At 59.0% G+C, this 16,506-nt stretch carries 15 protein-coding genes and 1 pseudogene; all 16 read left to right on the forward strand.

What is annotated here, in order from left to right:
* Positions 1-4 precede the first annotated feature (4 nt).
* The 16 genes and pseudogenes from virB11 (at position 5) to KR767_RS00965 (ending at position 16,151) form a co-directional block, all read left to right on the forward strand.
* A complete protein-coding gene (virB11, locus tag KR767_RS00905) occupies positions 5-1,045 on the forward strand; it encodes a P-type DNA transfer ATPase VirB11 (RefSeq protein ID WP_250877810.1) in 1,041 nt (346 codons plus the stop codon).
* Between the two features lie 58 nt (positions 1,046-1,103).
* Positions 1,104-1,548: pseudogene (locus tag KR767_RS00910) on the forward strand (lytic transglycosylase domain-containing protein); the annotation flags it as partial.
* Positions 1,549-2,361: 813 nt separating this feature from the next.
* Positions 2,362-2,811, forward strand: a complete 450-nt coding sequence (locus KR767_RS00915) for a TrbC/VirB2 family protein (protein WP_250877811.1) — start codon at positions 2,362-2,364, stop codon at positions 2,809-2,811.
* Positions 2,804-3,115, forward strand: a complete 312-nt coding sequence (locus KR767_RS00920; protein ID WP_250877812.1) for a VirB3 family type IV secretion system protein — start codon at positions 2,804-2,806, stop codon at positions 3,113-3,115. The genes KR767_RS00915 and KR767_RS00920 overlap by 8 nt, the downstream gene beginning before the upstream one ends.
* 61 nt (positions 3,116-3,176) lie before the next feature.
* The gene (locus KR767_RS00925; protein WP_250877813.1) at positions 3,177-5,645 is read left to right on the forward strand and encodes a VirB4 family type IV secretion/conjugal transfer ATPase; all 2,469 of its coding nucleotides are present in this window, start codon (positions 3,177-3,179) and stop codon (positions 5,643-5,645) included.
* Positions 5,646-5,677: 32 nt separating this feature from the next.
* Entirely contained in the window at positions 5,678-6,511 is an 834-nt protein-coding gene (locus KR767_RS00930; RefSeq protein WP_250877814.1) for a hypothetical protein, read from the forward strand.
* A gap of 43 nt (positions 6,512-6,554) precedes the next feature.
* A complete protein-coding gene (locus tag KR767_RS00935; protein ID WP_250877815.1) occupies positions 6,555-7,724 on the forward strand; it encodes a TrbL/VirB6 family protein in 1,170 nt (389 codons plus the stop codon).
* Positions 7,725-7,728: 4 nt separating this feature from the next.
* Positions 7,729-8,238, forward strand: a complete 510-nt coding sequence (locus tag KR767_RS21400; RefSeq protein WP_425602714.1) for a DUF4189 domain-containing protein — start codon at positions 7,729-7,731, stop codon at positions 8,236-8,238.
* Between the two features lie 324 nt (positions 8,239-8,562).
* Positions 8,563-8,868 (forward strand): DUF4189 domain-containing protein, encoded by a 306-nt coding sequence (locus KR767_RS21405; RefSeq protein WP_425602759.1) that lies wholly within the window; start codon positions 8,563-8,565, stop codon positions 8,866-8,868.
* A 395-nt stretch (positions 8,869-9,263) separates the two neighbouring features.
* Positions 9,264-9,770 carry a DUF4189 domain-containing protein gene (locus KR767_RS21410; RefSeq protein WP_425602715.1) on the forward strand — a complete coding sequence of 169 codons (507 nt, stop codon included), beginning with the start codon at positions 9,264-9,266 and terminating at the stop codon, positions 9,768-9,770.
* Positions 9,771-9,943: 173 nt separating this feature from the next.
* Complete coding sequence (locus KR767_RS00940; RefSeq protein ID WP_250877816.1) at positions 9,944-10,591, forward strand: hypothetical protein; 648 nt, start codon at positions 9,944-9,946, stop codon at positions 10,589-10,591.
* Between the two features lie 81 nt (positions 10,592-10,672).
* Positions 10,673-11,947, forward strand: coding sequence for an XVIPCD domain-containing protein (locus tag KR767_RS00945; protein WP_250877817.1), 1,275 nt, complete (start codon positions 10,673-10,675; stop codon positions 11,945-11,947).
* 231 nt (positions 11,948-12,178) lie between these two features.
* On the forward strand, positions 12,179-13,432 hold the full coding sequence (locus KR767_RS00950; RefSeq protein WP_250877818.1) for an XVIPCD domain-containing protein: 1,254 nt from the start codon (positions 12,179-12,181) through the stop codon (positions 13,430-13,432).
* 24 nt (positions 13,433-13,456) lie between these two features.
* Positions 13,457-13,981 (forward strand): hypothetical protein, encoded by a 525-nt coding sequence (locus KR767_RS00955; RefSeq protein WP_250877819.1) that lies wholly within the window; start codon positions 13,457-13,459, stop codon positions 13,979-13,981.
* Between the two features lie 23 nt (positions 13,982-14,004).
* A complete protein-coding gene (locus KR767_RS00960; protein ID WP_250877820.1) occupies positions 14,005-15,300 on the forward strand; it encodes an XVIPCD domain-containing protein in 1,296 nt (431 codons plus the stop codon).
* A 26-nt stretch (positions 15,301-15,326) separates the two neighbouring features.
* The gene (locus tag KR767_RS00965) at positions 15,327-16,151 is read left to right on the forward strand and encodes a hypothetical protein (protein ID WP_250877821.1); all 825 of its coding nucleotides are present in this window, start codon (positions 15,327-15,329) and stop codon (positions 16,149-16,151) included.
* The last annotated feature ends 355 nt before the right edge of the window (positions 16,152-16,506 follow it).

Raw genomic sequence — 16,506 nt, forward strand, 5'->3', positions numbered from 1 at the left:
CGACATGAACGAACCCGCCCTCGCCGCCGTCGGAAACGATTTCCTCGACTACCAGTACGAGATCCTCGGCGTGCGCGAGTACCTGTCGTCTCCCGATGTCACGGAAATCTGCATCAACCGGCCAGGTGAGCTCTATCTGGAATCGCGCGGCGCCTGGCGCCGTGTCGAGGTGCCGAGTCTCACGTTCGAACGCGCCCGCCAGTTTTGTACCGCGGTAGTCAATGAAAGCAACACGGGGCAGCGCATCACCGATACCGATCCCGTGGTGTCGCTGACCTTCCCCACCGGCCAGCGTGCGCAGTTCGTGATCCCTCCGGCCTGTGAGGCCGGAAGGATATCGATCACCATCCGCCTTCCGTCGCGGCAGACCAAGTCACTGGCCCAGTACCAGGAGGACGGTTTCTTCGATGAGATCATGGAAGGAGGCCAGACGCTCACCGATACCGATCGCGAACTGCTCGAACTCAGGGCCGAGCGTCGCTATGCCGACTTCTTCCGCCGCGCCGTACTGGGCAAGAAAAACATCGTGGTGGCGGGGGCCACCGGCAGCGGCAAGACCACGTTCATGAAATCTCTGGTGAACCATATTCCCACGGAGGAGCGCCTGGTCACCATCGAGGACGCGCGGGAACTCTTCATCGAACAGCCGAACGTCGTCCATCTGCTTTACTCCAAGGGCGGGCAGAGCGCGAGCAATGTCACTGCCAAGAGCTGCATGGAGGCCTGCCTGCGCATGAAGCCCGACAGGATCATCCTCGCAGAGCTTCGCGGCGATGAATCGTTCTACTTCATTCGTAACTGCGCATCAGGCCACCCAGGATCCATCACCAGCTGCCACGCCGGCAGTGTCGAGCAGACCTGGGACCAGCTGGCCCTGATGGTGAAGGCCTCGAACGAAGGCGCGGGCCTGGAGTTCTCGACAATCAAGCGCCTGCTGATGCTGACCATCGACATCGTGGTCCACATCAAGGCACATGCAGGCAAGCGACACATTACAGGCATCGATTTCAACCCCGCTCGCGCCATGGGCGCCAGCGGGACCTAACCGCACACCACACCAACGGTCATCAGACAGGAGTTGTAAGGTGCTTCCAGGACTTGAAATGATGGGTTGCCAGAATCTCTCCGTACCCGCGGAGGTGATGCAGCACGTCGTCAACGTCGAATCGAGCCACAACCCCTACGCCATCGGCGTGGTGGGCGGCCAGCTCGTGCGCCAGCCCCAGAACCTGCCTGAAGCCGTTGCCACGGTGCGCATGCTGGAAGACAAGGGCTACAACTATTCGCTGGGCGTAGCCCAGGTCAACCGGGCCAACCTCGGCAAGTACGGACTGGATACATACGAAAAGGCATTCGACCTGTGTCCCAATCTCCGGGCTGGCTCGCAGATCCTGGCCCAGTGCTATGCCAGTGCAGGAGGCGACTGGGGCAAGGCCTTCAGCTGCTACTACTCGGGCAACTTCACCACCGGATATCAGGACGGCTACGTCCAGAAGATCTTCGATTCCATGGCGCGCCAGGCGGCCATGGTGGGTGCGAATCCCATCCCCCTGCAGGTGGCGCGGAATGCGGCTGTCAGCATGGTCAAGGCCGCGCCGCTGGCGAGCACTGACGGCGCGACCCGGGTAGCCATGCGAAGCGTGGCGATGCGTAGTGTCGCCGATGCCGCCCTGTCTGCGACCATCGCGCCCGCAGTCAGTCGCGTCGCAGCCGTGGGTCCCGCCGCGGAGCCCCCGCAGGCCATGGGCATGAGCGCGGAAGATCTCCAGGCCCTTGCCCAGGTTCAACAGCAGGAAATGCTGCCAGCACCGAATATGCAGGCCGCCTACGCACCGCCGACGATGCCGCAACAGCCTCCCGGTCGGATTCCCACCGATCCGGCCACCGCCCGGTTGATGAACCAGGTGGGTCAATCCGTGCCCGACACCATGCAGGCGCAGCCAGGCCGTATTGCCATGGACCCGGCCACGGCTGCCGCCATGGCAGGTGTCGGCGTCTCCGCCGCCAATCCGAAGGGCGCCCAGGCTGCTACGCCATCCGACAGCGGTGTCTTCGTACCCGAAGTTCATGGGCCAAACGATCCGGCTCCAGCCTCCGTTCAAGCTGCACCGAAAGCGCCTGCGGTAGACCGGGCCGACTTGCGCAATGGAGGTGGCGATGGCGCCTTCGTCTTCTGATTTTCCTGCCGGGGGCCCCGCGCCCACCGCATCAGCAATTCGCACGGGGACCCACCCTGCCCGGGTCCCGGCGATGGCCTCAAGGCCGCCCTGCCACGTCCATCCGAACGATGCCGTGGTTTACCCGACCGGCTACCCGCGTAGTAGCCACTTCGATCAAAACGTAGACAAAGGAACTCTCGCGATGGCCAAGCCGTCCTTCAACCCCACCATCGATAAGTCCAGCGCAGATCTCTCGCGCAAGATTGCATTCGCCTTCATCGTGATCGCCATGCTGCTTCCCACCGTTGCATTCGGCTTCGTCGATGGCGGTGACTCCACCCAGACCAGCACGAAGGTCTGTGGTTTCTTCGAAAACATCAACGGCCTGCTCAACGCCGCTTCCATCGTGGTGGTGACCATCGCCGTGATCTTCTCCGGCTACCAGATCGCCTTTGCGCATAAGCGCATCGCCGACGTGGCCCCGGCCCTCATCGGTGGCGTGCTGATTGGTGCCGCGGCCCAGGTGGCCAGCATGGTCGTCGGCGGCAGCGGCAGCGCCAGCAAGGCCTGTGACGCTACCAGCGGCAAGGTGATGGGCCTGCTCATCGACGCAGCCAGCACCATCCAGCACCTGCTGCCGTTCCATGCATAAGAATCCGCTGTTCCGCGGCTGCACCCGCCCACCGATGTTCATGGGCGTTCCCTATATCCCCTTCTTCGTGGGTGCGGGCAGCGGCTTGTTGTTTGCGGAGTACTTCAACCTCTGGTTCCTCCTGATGATTCCCATCTCGATCTTCGTCATGCGCCAGATGGCGAAGCGGGACGAGATGATCTTCCGGTTGCTCGGCCTGCGCCTGCAGTTCCGGGCCCGGGTAAGGAATGTCCAGGAGCATGACGGCATGTGGGTATTCACACCCAATAACTATCGCGAGCCATCGGCCAAGTCTGGTCGCTGAACAGCCTCTCGCCCTGGCAGGCAACTGCCAGGGCGAATCATCGATTCATCCGGTAACGACCATGTTCATTCCCGACGCCCCCATTGCTGAACACATTCCCCTGTCCACGCATGTGTCCCCGACCGTTGTGAAAACCACGGCAGGTGACTTCCTCATGGTCTGGCGACTGGGCGGCCTGCCCTTCGTCGGTCGTGAAGAGTGGGAAATCGAACACCGACACAATACGTTCAACCGCATGCTGCAGACGCTGCGCGCGCCCGACTTCGTCAATGTGGCCTTCTGGGTCCACGATATTCGCCGGCGCCGCAAACTCAAAGACAACAGCAAGTTCGAACACGCATTCAATCAAACTCTGTCAGATGGCTATTTTGAATCGCTGTCTGGTCAGAAGCTGATGCAGAACGAGCTTTACCTGACCATGATCTATCGTCCGATCGTGGAGGGTAAACGCTTTGCCGAAAAATCCAGCGACGTTTCCCGGCTGGAGGCTGAGCAGCGCCAGGCGATCACCAAAATCCTTGAACTTGCCGGTAACGTCGAAGCCGTACTCAAGGATTACGCGCCGAACCGACTTGGCATGTACGAAGCGCCAAACGGTATCGTCTTCTCCGAGATCCTGGAGCACTTCGGTTTCATCCTCAATCGGATCGACGAGCCGGTGCCGGTGCTTCCGGCAGCCGTAAAGGACTACCTGCCGGTCAGTCGCCAGCGGTTTTCGAGCCGGACGGGTGATTTCGTGCTCACCACGCCGTCGGGGGTGAATCATTTCGGCGCGATCCTCAACGTCAAGGAATATCCCGAAGGCACCTACCCGGGCATCCTCAATGGACTGAAGTACCTCGACTTCGAGTATGTAATCACCCACTCGTTCAGCCCCATGGGCAGGCAAGCCGCCCTCAAGGCCCTGGATCGCACCAAGGGAATGATGATTTCTTCGGGTGACAAGGCCGTCAGCCAGATCATCGAACTCGACCAGGCCATGGATCAGCTCGCATCGGGCAACTTCGTGCTTGGTGAGTATCACTTCTCCATGACCATCTATGCGCCGTCGCAGGAAATCCTGGGGCAGCAGCTGGCCGCAACCCGTGCGGAGCTTTCGAACGCCGGCTTCGTATCGGTGAAGGAAGACCTCGCCGTCACTTCGGCGTTCTTTGCCCAGCTGCCGGGCAACTGGAAGTACCGGACCCGGCTGGCCAACGTCAGCTCGCTCAATTTCCTCGGCCTGTCGCCGCTGCATAACTTCGCCACTGGCAAACCGCAGAACAACCCCTGGGGTGACTGCGTCACCACGCTGCAGACCACGAACGGCCAGCCCTATTATTTCAATTTCCATGCCACGCATCCGGCCGAGAATTCGCTGGGTGAAAAGGCCATCGCCAACACGATGGTCATCGGCAAGTCCGGCACGGGTAAAACCGCCCTCATCAACTTCCTTCTGAGCCAGGTGCAGAGGCTCGATCCCGCACCCACCATCTTCTTTTTCGACAAGGACAAGGGTGCCGAAATCTTCGTTCGCGCCTGCGGCGGAAACTACCTCGCCCTGGAAAATGGCAAACCCACGGGGTTTAACCCATTCCAGTGTGAGCGCTCGGAAGAAAACATCCAGTTCCTGGCAGACCTCATCAAGGTGCTGGCCGGCAAACCGATCTACAGCTCGCGCGAGGAAGAAGACATCTTCCGTGCCGTCGAGGCCATGCTCGATACGCCGATGCATCTTCGCAACATGACCAATTTCCAGAAGAGCCTGCCCAACCTCGGTGACGATGGCCTGTTTGTCCGCATGCGCAAATGGACCTCCGGCAATTCGCTCGGTTGGGTGTTCGACAACCCTCGCGATACGGTGGACCTTACCCGGGCCAACATCATCGGCTTCGACTACACCGACATCATCGACAACGCCGAGGTCCGTGTTCCCGTCATCAATTACCTGCTGCATCGGCTCGAAGCGATCATCGATGGGCGCAGGCTGATCTACGTGATGGACGAATTCTGGAAGATCCTCGACGGCAAGGGCGGCCTTAAGGAGTTTGCCAAGAACAAGCAGAAGACCATCCGTAAGCAGAACGGCATGGGCATCTTCGCCACCCAGAGTCCGGAGGATGCGCTCGCCAGCGACATCGCCGCCTCGCTCATCGAACAGACCGCCACGATGATCCTGCTGCCGAACCCCAACGCAAGCAAGGAGGATTACGTGGATGGCCTCAAGCTCACCGAAGCCGAATACCAGGTGGTGGTCAGCCTTGATGAGCGGTCGCGTTGCTTCCTGGTGAAGCAAGGTCACGCCTCGGCCGTATGCCAGCTCAATCTTCGCGGCATGGACGATGCCCTGGCGGTCATTTCGGCCTCCACGGACAACATCGAGATCATGCATCAGATCCTGCAGGCCCGAGGTGAAACCCTGAGCATTCACCCGGATGACCTGAGGCCGGAGCAGTGGCTTCCGGACTTCTACGAAAACAGGAAGGGCAGCGGCAAGAAGCCCACCCCAGGCCCCCAGTCCTCCCGCACCGCGCGTAGCGCGGCGGGTTGAGCCATACAGCATCGACGATCGGAGAACACCCCATGTCAACGGTTATATTTCGCATTCCCCTGCGCCCGACCTTCCTCCGCTTACTATCCCTGGCGGCAATGATACTTACGGGCAGCGTGATCGCACCCGAAGCACATGCACAGTGGGCAGTTCATGACGAAGCGAACGATACGCTCAACACCACGATGGGCGGCAAGACGGACGGAAACTCAGTCAATGACAATCTGAATGCCATCAGGAAAAAACTGATGATCTCAGACTACACAAATGGTCGACCTGGCGATCGCGTGAAAGACCCGGCGTCCACGATTCCCACGGATACCACCCGGCTGATTCCCACTGGCGACAAGCGCTGCGACGCGCTACCGGATCCGCAGCAGACGAACTGCAACAAGATCGTGGAAATCCAGAATGCGCAGTATCAGTACATGCTTACCATGTATGCAAACAGCAAGACCCGTAACGACATGCTTCAGGCCATCATCGCCGATCGCAAGAGCATCAAGGCCGATGACCCGAATGCGCTCGGAAAAATCGAAGAGAACACCAACCAGCTGACCGCCCTCTATAACCTGATCGCACTGGACCAGGCGCAGATGCAGTCGGTCAATTACGCGTACGAAGCCAACTTGCGGTTCCTCCGTGAGGAGCAGGGCCGCCTGGCCCGCGCCGCCAATAGCGGAAAGACGGCGGACAAGCCCTCTCCGTTCACCATTCCGCTTCCAGGAGGCGGCGATCTGGATATTGGCAAGGCACTTCCATCCATCGCCGCTGGTGCTGCACTTAAACTTGCCCTGGATGGTGTTCAGTCGGACAAGCCTTCCGGGATACAGACGCTTTCGATATCCCAATCGAACGGCTGGTAATGCGCACTTACAGTCCTGAACTTCTATCGCAAGGAATGGTTCCATGATTGGAACAATCGGAAGCCTCTTCGACTTTGCTGTCGCTGATATTGGAGATGGCGTAAACGAAGCGACCAATTTCGTCTTCTTCCGGACGATCAACAACTTTCTGCGCACCGAAATCGATTACATGCAGTGGCGCCTGCTCTCAAGCGCCGCTTCACTCATCGGTACAGCTGCCGTGGTCATCCTTACCATATGGATCATGTGGCAGGGATTCCGCATCGTCACGGGACAATCCCGCCAGCCCATGATGGTGCTGGTTGGCGATGCCGCCCGGGCAACTCTTATCGTCTTCATCGCAACGTCCGTTGCCTATGCCTCGAGCCCGATCTACTGGACGCTAACCGACGGAATGTCGTCAACCATTTCCAGCTATGTTTCGTCGAGCACCAAGAGTCCATTTGAGTCGATCGATGACAATCTGGCAAAGATGGAAATGGCCCTGGCCCTTATCGACAGCGTCGACCCGGGAAACAAACAGTCTGAACAGGAAGCCAAGGACCGCAACCGCTGGTTCACTGGCATCGGTGTAGCCGGGCCATCCGTGATTGCAGGTGCCATGTTGTTGCTCAACAAAATTGCCCTGGCCCTGTTCATCGGCTTCGGGCCATTCTTCATCATGTGCCTGCTTTTCGAGAGCACCAAGCAGTTATTTCAGAAATGGCTCCTATATGGCATAGGAACGGTGTTCTCACTGGCGGTTCTATCGGTCATGGTCACCATTGCCATGAAGATGCTCGGCGCCATCACGGCGGCCTACGCCGCAAAGTACCTGACTACCATGGCATTGACCGGTGGCAGCAGCACCGGCGCGGACGGCATCAACAGCCTGGCCCTTCAGCAGGGTGGCATCGGCCTGTTACTGTCTACACTCATCGTCATGGCACCGCCTATGGCAGCATCCTTCTTCCAGGGCACACTGGGTCAGTTCTCTTCCTATTCCTCGTTTGGCCTGATCGGCTCGCAACTGGGGGCACAGGATCAGCAGGCGATTGCTCAAGGGAGAGCATCGGCAGCATCGGGCTACAACCCGCCGCCTAGAAACAATGGAGGTGAGGATGCGGGCGCTCACAGAGATAAGTCACAGATGCTGTCGGCATTTGGGGCTGGTGGCATAACGAACCAGGGCGATGCCGTTAAAATGGGTTCCCCCCGACAGTCCGATGGGTAACAAGATGAGTATCTCCAAACTGCTAGTTATCGCCATATGCTTCTTAGGGCCGATCTCCTGCTTTGCGCAATGCGCTCCGGGAATTCCCTCGGCCGGTAACCCGGGATGCATTCCTCCTACGGCGCCCGGCTCTCCCTATGGAGTTCCCGATGCAAACGCTCCGGCGGACGTACCGCTGCCTCAGCAAAACGTCCAGTGGGCAGACAGTTGGGGAGCCATCGCTTATGACAGAGTGGAAGTCAAGGCGGGCAATGCAGAAGACCAGCCATCGAAGGAAGTCGCAAGCAGGGTGGCGATGGATTACTGCCAGAGATATGGAGGCAAGCAGTGCCAAGTCGTCATCACTTATTACAACCAATGCGTATCCGCTGCACAGCCAACTGAAGGCCTTGGTGACATAAGGTTCTCTACTGCTGCAGAGCAAGAAGATGCTGATCAGAGAGCCCTTCGAGCATGCGGCAGTGGATGTGTCACCGTGCTCAGAAAATGCAGCTTGCCCAAACGAATCAACTAGGCAAGTGCAACGCCGCACTGATTGTTAAAAGCGCCATCAGGCAAGCTTGCTTGATGGCGTATTCGGCACGAAATTGTTGAAAGGAGTCAACCATCAAATGGAGCGAAAACTAGCAAATTGGGGGCTGAGAAGATTATTCATTGCATCATTTTTCATGATCACTTTTGCACTTAACGGCAACTCAGTTCACGCGCAATGTGCGCCCGGCGTCCCCTCAGCGGGCAACCCAGGATGCATTCCTCCCAACGCGCCGGGCTCCCCGTACTATCAAGACCAGGCACCTTCACCAAGGTCTATACCACAGACCGTAAAGTGGTCAAGCCGATGGGGGCCGCAGCAATCGATGACGAAAGCGGCAGAGGTGGTACCGTCGAAGACAGGGAAAGCGAAGGTATTGCTCGCGATATCGCCACGGATCTTTGCCGCAAGAATGGCGGAAACAACTGCAAAGTTCTGATTGCCTATCATGACCAATGCGCAGCGCTAGCTCAAACACCTGGCGGAGGGAAGATCTTTGCTACGTCCGCCGTGAATTCTCAGAAAGCTGAGCGCATGGCTTTGGATAATTGCAATAGCGATCGATGCGCCATCATATATAGCAAATGTAGTCTCGCCCAACCTACCGACTAAATTACAGTGATGCGATCTTTAATTGCGTGACGTGATTCCTCTCAAGAAGTACCCGGCATCCATAATAGAGGCAGAACGTCAACGCATCTTCCATGCATAAGGAAAAGGGCGAACAGAAGCATTTGGTCATGCTTTGCATGAATAGCCTGGTTCATGCTGCCTATTTCTGTTTTGGCCTGATCGGCTCCCGGCTGGGGCGAAAGATCAGCAGGTGATTTCTCAGGGAAGGGCTAGTTTGGTTTCTGGCTATACACATCCGTCCCGCAACCATGAAAGTAATCGTACGAACAGTTTCGCAGACAAGTCACAAGTTCTATCGTCCCTTGGAGCTGGAAGTACTACGCAGTCTGGTTCCATTAAAAAGGGAAATGCCCGACAGCCCAATGCATCCTAGAATGAAACTATCAAATAGCCTGTTTGTATTGACCTGCATAGCGATATCAGGCCCGTGCTTCTCGCAATGCGCTCCAGGCATACCGTCCGCCGGAAACCCTGGTTGTATTCCACCGACAGCACCAGGATCTCCATATGCTCTTCCTGATGGGACCGTTCAGCCACCTGTACCCGTTGAACAAAAGGTTCGATGGGCAGATAGCTTCGGCGCAATAGCTTATGACCATGTAGAAGTTAAAGCCGGAAACTCCGAGGACAAGCCGTCCAAGAAAGCTGCTGAAGATACAGCGATGGACTACTGTCGAAGAAACGGCGGCAAGGATTGTCAAATCGCCGTTTCCTATCACAATCAGTGCGCATCGGTTGCCCAGGCACCTTCTGGCGGAGGCAACGTCTATTTTGCTACCGCGGCCGAGCAGGAGGATGCCGACAGATATGCTCGCCAGGACTGCGGCCCTGGCTGCATTACAGTTCTAAGCAAGTGCAGCCTCCCAAAGCCGAGCAACTAACCAGATACAACGTCGGACCATCTGATAAAAACGCAGTAAGGCAGCATTGCACAGCCCAAGCACGCTCATTAAAGGGAGTCAACCCGAAGATATAGTCTGCCCGAGCGTACGCAATAGACTCAGGACCCGCCCAGCCCATGAAACCACGACGTTCTCCAGGGAGAAACCTTCCCATGACATCCTTTGCAGGAGCGGGCCTGGCATTTCTCGCCCTGCTCTTCTCGGCACCCGGCGTGTTCGCCCAGTATGCGAACCCCTACGCCACGCAGAACCGCGCCACGACGTCCGCCGCGACGGACAAAGGAAGCAAGATGGATGACTTGAAGTCGTTTGCAACGGACGGAACCCGGATCCTCGAATCGAAGACGGGTGACCTGACCGGCGCAGGACACAAGGATGTCCTGCTCGTGCTCGACCCGCCGACAACTGGCAAGGAAAGGCTTGGCGAAGGCCCGAGCCGCACGGTGCTGGTTCTGCTGCGGGACCCATCCGGCAAGCTCATCAAGGCCAGCAGCAACAGCCATGTGGTGCCTTGTGCCACCTGCGGCGGCGTCGCCGGCGACCCCTTCGGCTACGTGCGGGTCGAGCCCGGCTCGTTCACCATTGTGAACGGCGGCGGAAGCCGGGAGCGCTGGTCCGACGAATTTACTTTCACTTACGCGAAGGATAGCCAAGACTGGTTCGTCACGAAGGTGAATCGTCAGGTCTCCGACAGTGAGACCGGTCACGAGAAAAAGATCGAACTGACCCCACATGAACTGGGAAGGGTTTCGTTCCACGATTTCGACCCGGCGAAGGTCCAGGAGGTGACCCTCCCCTGAGCCGAAGCCTCCGTGGTCGCGGAGGATGATTGAAGACAGCAGGAGAAGCTGTCGCCATCGAAAGTTAGACAGGAGCTGCACATGGCGATTGATCGTGAGACCCAGGTCCTGACGGACGCGTATGCCGCTGGCATACGATCTCCCCGGGAGCTGGCCAACTTCATGGCGCAAGTGACACATGAGTCCAATGGGCTGAACCGGCTTGAAGAAAGCTTCCGGTATACCCGTGGTAGCTCCCAGATTCCCGTCCAGTCGGCCTGGCGCGAAGGCGCTGCCGCTCTGGAGAGTGCCCGCAAGGATGCCCTGATGGGCAAGCCGGAGCGGCTGGCTGAACTGATGTACGGCGGTCGCAACGGCAATGACGATCCCGGTGATGGCTGGAAATACCATGGTCGCGGTTATATCCAGCTCACCGGCAAGGACAACTATCGTGCAGCGGGAGAGGCACTGGACCTCGACCTGGTGGGCAAGCCGGAACTGGCTGCCGACCCAAAGAACGCCTCCCGCATCGCCACCTGGTACTGGCAGAATCGCGTTCCGGAGCAGGCGCGTGAAGACGTGCGCGCCGCTACCCAGGCCGTGAACGGCAAGCTCAACGGACTGGAAGACCGCGAGCGCCGCTTCGACGACTGGCAGCGCCGGCTCAACCCCCAGGTCCTGGAGCGGCTCGCCAGCGGAAGCGTCGGCCAGCCGGCCCCGAATCCATCCGAAGCAGCCGCCGGACGCGTCCTCAAGGAGGGCATGCGGGGTGAAGATGTCCGCGTGCTGCAGGCCAGCCTCGCCAGGCTGGGCTATACCGACGCGAACGGGCGCGCATTGCACACCGATGGAGAGTTTGGCCCCGGCACCCGCGGTGCCGTGGAACGTTTCCAGCGCGATCACCATCTGGGCGCAGATGGTATGGCGGGGCCGGAAACACAGAGCGCCATCACGGCACAGAAGCACGCCGATGCCATCCGCCAGGATCAGGCACGCAAGCCCGGGGACAACCCTGCTGATCGAACCCTCCTCGACCAGGCGCGGACAGGCGTCCATGCCGTGGATGCCCAACATGGCCGCAAACCCGACCAGCTGAGCGAAAACCTGGCCGGCTCGCTTGCCGCTGCCGCAAAACACAGCGGACTGACCCGGATCGACCACGTAGTGCTGAGTGATGACGCCAGCAAGGTCTACGCGGTGCAGGGGGAGATGAATTCGCCCCATAAGCGGATGGCCGAGGTACAGACCGCCCAGGCGGTGAATACCCCCGTGGAGCAGAGCAAGGCAGCCATGGCGACCGCACAGGAAAAACAGCCACTGGCGCCGCAGGAGCCGTCGCACCAGCAGGCGCCCCCGCAATCGGGGCCCGGTCGCTGAAGACCTTGGCGCCAGCATGACATTCAGGCAGTCATAGTGGGACGGCAATCGGCACGTCAAAGTTGCCGGATCGCGCACAGTGAGGGGGTTGGAATCACGCTAGGGTAGTGGGACCTGAATCCGACGGCACAGGAAACATGCCGATTCGCTGGATCAGGGCAGGCCCGTCGGGACGACGGGTGAACGGCACGCGGGATGCGACGCCGAAAGATGGTCAAACAGGAGTTCCATATGGCGATTGATCGTGAAACGCAGGTCCTGTCCGCGGCCTACGCGGGCGGTATTCGCTCTCCCAGGGAGCTGGCCAATTTCATGGCCCAGGTAAGCCATGAGTCCAATGGCCTGAACCGCCTCGAGGAGAGTTTTCGATACATGCGGGGAGTGACCCAGATCCCCGGACAAGCTGCCTGGCGCGAAGGCCCCCAGGTGCTTGAGGCTGCACGCAAGGAGGCCTTGCAGGGCAAGCCGCAGCGGCTGGCCGAACTGATGTACGGCGACCGCAACGGCAACAACGAACCGGGTGACGGATTCCGTTATCACGGACGTGGCTACTTGCCCGTTCCCGGCAAAGGGCACTATCGGGCCGCGGGTGCCGCACTTGGCATCAATCTGGTTGACACACCGGAGCTGGCGGCCGAGCCGCAGCATGCGGCACGCATCGCCGTATGGTATTGGCGCAATCATGTGCCACCCGAGGCCCGGGAAGACGTAAAAGCCGCAACGCAGGCCCTGAATGGCCGCCTATACGGCCTGGACGACCGCAGAATGCGCTTCGACGCCTGGGAAAAACGACTCACGCCCCACGTCATGGCGCGACTGGCCCACCCTGAACAGGACAACGATGTGCATCCGGCGGACGCCCGCATCGCTGAAGCATCCTCCGCAGCGCTTGCCGCCAACGCCCTGCGGGCGCGTGCGAAGAAGCGCAGCAAGGAAGACGAGGCAAAGAAGACGACTCTGGACACCGACTCACAGGACGACGGTGTCGACCCCATCCTGCGCTACGAGCAACAGCGGCGCGTCATGGACGAGGCATCCGATTTCCTGCCACCACCGCCGCCCTCCCGACACCATCATCACCCGCATACCCATCCCTACGTTTGCGCACTCCCACTGGATGCCCCCGCCCATCCGCAGCATGCACTCTACAAACAGGCCCAGGAAGCAGTACGCCAACTCGATCACCATCACATGCGACAACCGGATGAGCGCAGCGACAACCTCGCCGCCGCCCTGACCGTGGAGGCGCACAGGAAGGGAATGACCCGCATCGACCATGTTGCGCTCAGTGAAGACGCCAGTCGCACTTTCGCTGTGCAGGGAGATATCCACTCCCCTCACAAACTGGTCGCCGACGTAACCACGGATACCGCCGTGAAAACCAGTACGGAACAAAGCACGCAGGCGCTGGCCACGCATGTCGCCACGGAAACGCCTGATCCCACTCACGTGCAACAGGCGATCAAGCCGCCGCACGGTCACTGACATCCGATGGCCATGGAACATCTCATGAAAATCACCCTTCCCTGCCTTGCCACGCTCATGCTTGCGATGACGGGCATACCCGAAATCCATGCGACCGAAGCCAGCCGCGCTATGGCGCCGACATTGCCCTGTGAAGGCAAACCGTCCTGCAGCATCAGCGGATTTGCCGTGGAGTTTGCCGGCTGCGGCAAAGGCGCCCTGTTCGGCGCCATTGCCGCCCAGGACGGCGCCGATGGCGTAGACCTCAACGACAAGCTGGATGGCAAAGGCCAGACCACGGCCCGCCTGAAGGACCGTCAGTTCGTATGCATCGCTGCCACCGCACGCGGCAACGACAGCCAGCGGCACTACGTCATCGCCGTACCCACGGCAAGCGTGCCGGAGTGCAAGGGCAAGGATCTCTGCAAGAAGGCCGATCTTCCGGTCGAGCGGAAAAAGGCGACGACGGGACAGTCGTGCCAGCGTGTCGGTGACGGCAAGTACACCGGCGATTGTGCGGCGGGATGGGTCGACCAGGGAGAACTCGACCAGTACGCCGACGGCATCTGACGTTCATTAATCAGGAGTTGCATATGAATCCGGATATTTACAACGAAGCGCGCATCCATTTCTTCGAGTCGGGCCAGAAGTTCGAGTATGGCCGACCGGACATGGTTCTCCACAGCAGGATCAACGGCCGCACCGACCCGAGTCGCACCGAGCAGGACCTCGACGGTGACGGCAAACGCGGCGTCGATTGTTCGTCGTTCGTCTGGCGTGGCCTGCATGACGCCGGTTACGACGTAGGCAAGGCACCTTTCGCCACCAGTGACCTGTTCAACGGCCAGAAGACCACGCAGTACGCCAGGTCACACTTCGACACGATCCCCGCCAGCGAAGCGCGCAAACCGCACGGCCATCTTCAGCCGGGCGACATCATCATGTTCAAGGAAAAGGGTGGCACCGGGCAGCACGTCGGCATCGTTCGCGATTACGATTCCCACGGAAACATCCGCTTCATCGGCTCGCAGGTCGGTACTGGCCCAGGCGAAGTCACCATCCAGCCCGGCCGTTACTGGGATGGCGACAAGATGGAAATCGTCGGCGCGCTGCGCGCCAAGCCGGAATTCCAGACCAGGGCGCCGTTGCACGGCGGTCAGGCACCTCGCGACAAGGCGCAGGAGCCCACCGCCCATAAACAGCCGGCTGCTTCGACAAAGACGGAAACACCCGCCCAGCCGAACCACGCCACCGGCGCGCTTCGCCAGGGCGACCACGGTGCCGATGTCCATCGTCTCCAGGAGCGCCTGAACGCACTTGGCGCCACGGATGCAAATGGAAAGCGCCTGGAAACCGACGGCACCTACGGCAAGCACACGAAGGAAGCCGTGGAGCGATTCCAGCGCGAGCACAAGCTCGACCCGGATGGCATCGTCGGCCCGAAGACGCTCGACACCATGAAGTCGCTGGAGCAACAGAGGGCCCATTCACCGCGCATGGATTCGCCTCAGCATCCGGACTACAAGCTATTCGAGCAGGCCCGTGAAGCCGTAGGTCGCCTCGATGCCCAGCACGGCCACGTATGGGATGAACGCAGCGAACGTGTTGCCGGCCTCGCCACCCTGACCGCCCGTCAGCAAGGCCTCACGTCAATCGACCATATCGTGACCAACCAGGACGCAAGCAAGGCCTACGCGGTGCAAGGCGATCTGAATTCCCCGTTCAAGCAGACTGCCGAGATCGACATGCAGAAGGCAATGGCGACACCGCTGGACAAAAGCAGTGAGATGGCCTCCCAACATCACGCTACCCAACAGGACCAGGTGGCCCAACAGGTGCTGCAGTCACAGCAACAGCAACAACAGACCCAGCAACAGAAGCAGCACTAAGCCACACCGAAAAGGAAATAATGCGCATGTCATACGACGGACCTCCGCCCGCCACACCCACTGCGCCAGCTTTGCCGGTGCATGGTCGCTCGCGAGTGTTGTCCGTGTTGCGCACCGATCGGTTCACGCGTCACGTCCCTGACGCGTTCGGCCCGGCAGGCCTGTACCGGATGGCCAGGCGACTCGTGCCGGTTACCATCCTCGACCTGCTGTTCTCACTTGCAGCATATAGTGGAGACATGGAAGAACATAAATTTCGACCTAGTTCAAGACCAAGGCTTAGATATACCTTGGAACTGGAAATACAAGATGCCCGAGGCCCATTCGATCGCTTGTCGGCCCTCGCTCAGTTTGACGTAATTAACGCCAAATGCCTACCTGAACAAGCTATCCCTGGCGCGCGCATCACGCCTCGAAAACAAAATCCCATCAGCCTTTTCTCGACTACGACGGGAAAGTACGAAGGAGCTTTCTACCTCAATGCTGATCAAGACGATAATTATTTCGACCTTGGGGTTTGCTATTGGTCTCTTACATCGATCAACGTACTGACTACAAAGAGAAGGATCCCTTATACCATTCATGTCATCAGCGAAAGCGACAAGATTTCTCAGTCATCGAAACGCTATTTCTCGAAAAAAATCCACGAAAACCTCACCTCTCACTTTGTTGATAACGGCAGCACCGCTCACCTAAGCATCAAGAACCCGAAAACGGCATTCTCGATAGAGGCGACGATCAGAGAGTCATCCTTATTCGCAAAGAATAAGCCACATCATGCAAGGTGCTCAGGTGAAGAAGACCAACAGCCACCTATCCATAAAGATTTGTATCACCAAATCACATCGTAAAGACAGGGCATCCATGTCACGAATCAAGCACTCGATCCACCATGGTTGAAGCACCACCAACTCCACCGAACTGGAAGAAACGAACATGAAATTTCGGATATTACTGCTAGCCGCAATCAGTGTAGGAAACGCCTACGCCCAAAATCCAACACTTACTTATCGAAGCTCGGACCCGTTTCTTTTTTGCACCGAAGGTCAAAACCCAAAAACAAAAGGAGACCGTTGCTGGTGGCCCATACCTCCCTATACAGGTGGCAGCGCATGGGTGAATGCACCATGGTGTGAACCAGAAGACCCAGAGGGAAAGCCGTGGGATGCCGACGACTACGCATCATTAGCCCAGTATCAGGATGTC

This window comes from Luteibacter anthropi (assembly GCF_023699965.1).
Lineage (GTDB): Bacteria > Pseudomonadota > Gammaproteobacteria > Xanthomonadales > Rhodanobacteraceae > Luteibacter > Luteibacter anthropi.

Bases quoted from the DNA above. Each gene is read 5' to 3' on its own strand.
- KR767_RS00915 (WP_250877811.1), top strand. From the start codon at position 2,362: ATGGCCAAGCCGTCCTTCAACCCCACCATCGATAAGTCCAGCGCAGAT.
- KR767_RS00940 (WP_250877816.1), top strand. From the start codon at position 9,944: ATGACATCCTTTGCAGGAGCGGGCCTGGCATTTCTCGCCCTGCTCTTC.
- KR767_RS00935 (WP_250877815.1), top strand. From the start codon at position 6,555: ATGATTGGAACAATCGGAAGCCTCTTCGACTTTGCTGTCGCTGATATT.
- KR767_RS00965 (WP_250877821.1), top strand. From the start codon at position 15,327: ATGTCATACGACGGACCTCCGCCCGCCACACCCACTGCGCCAGCTTTG.
- KR767_RS00930 (WP_250877814.1), top strand. From the start codon at position 5,678: ATGTCAACGGTTATATTTCGCATTCCCCTGCGCCCGACCTTCCTCCGC.
- KR767_RS21400 (WP_425602714.1), top strand. From the start codon at position 7,729: ATGAGTATCTCCAAACTGCTAGTTATCGCCATATGCTTCTTAGGGCCG.
- KR767_RS21405 (WP_425602759.1), top strand. From the start codon at position 8,563: ATGGGGGCCGCAGCAATCGATGACGAAAGCGGCAGAGGTGGTACCGTC.
- KR767_RS00920 (WP_250877812.1), top strand. From the start codon at position 2,804: ATGCATAAGAATCCGCTGTTCCGCGGCTGCACCCGCCCACCGATGTTC.
- KR767_RS21410 (WP_425602715.1), top strand. From the start codon at position 9,264: ATGAAACTATCAAATAGCCTGTTTGTATTGACCTGCATAGCGATATCA.
- KR767_RS00960 (WP_250877820.1), top strand. From the start codon at position 14,005: ATGAATCCGGATATTTACAACGAAGCGCGCATCCATTTCTTCGAGTCG.
- virB11 (WP_250877810.1), top strand. From the start codon at position 5: ATGAACGAACCCGCCCTCGCCGCCGTCGGAAACGATTTCCTCGACTAC.
- KR767_RS00950 (WP_250877818.1), top strand. From the start codon at position 12,179: ATGGCGATTGATCGTGAAACGCAGGTCCTGTCCGCGGCCTACGCGGGC.
- KR767_RS00945 (WP_250877817.1), top strand. From the start codon at position 10,673: ATGGCGATTGATCGTGAGACCCAGGTCCTGACGGACGCGTATGCCGCT.
- KR767_RS00925 (WP_250877813.1), top strand. From the start codon at position 3,177: ATGTTCATTCCCGACGCCCCCATTGCTGAACACATTCCCCTGTCCACG.
- KR767_RS00955 (WP_250877819.1), top strand. From the start codon at position 13,457: ATGAAAATCACCCTTCCCTGCCTTGCCACGCTCATGCTTGCGATGACG.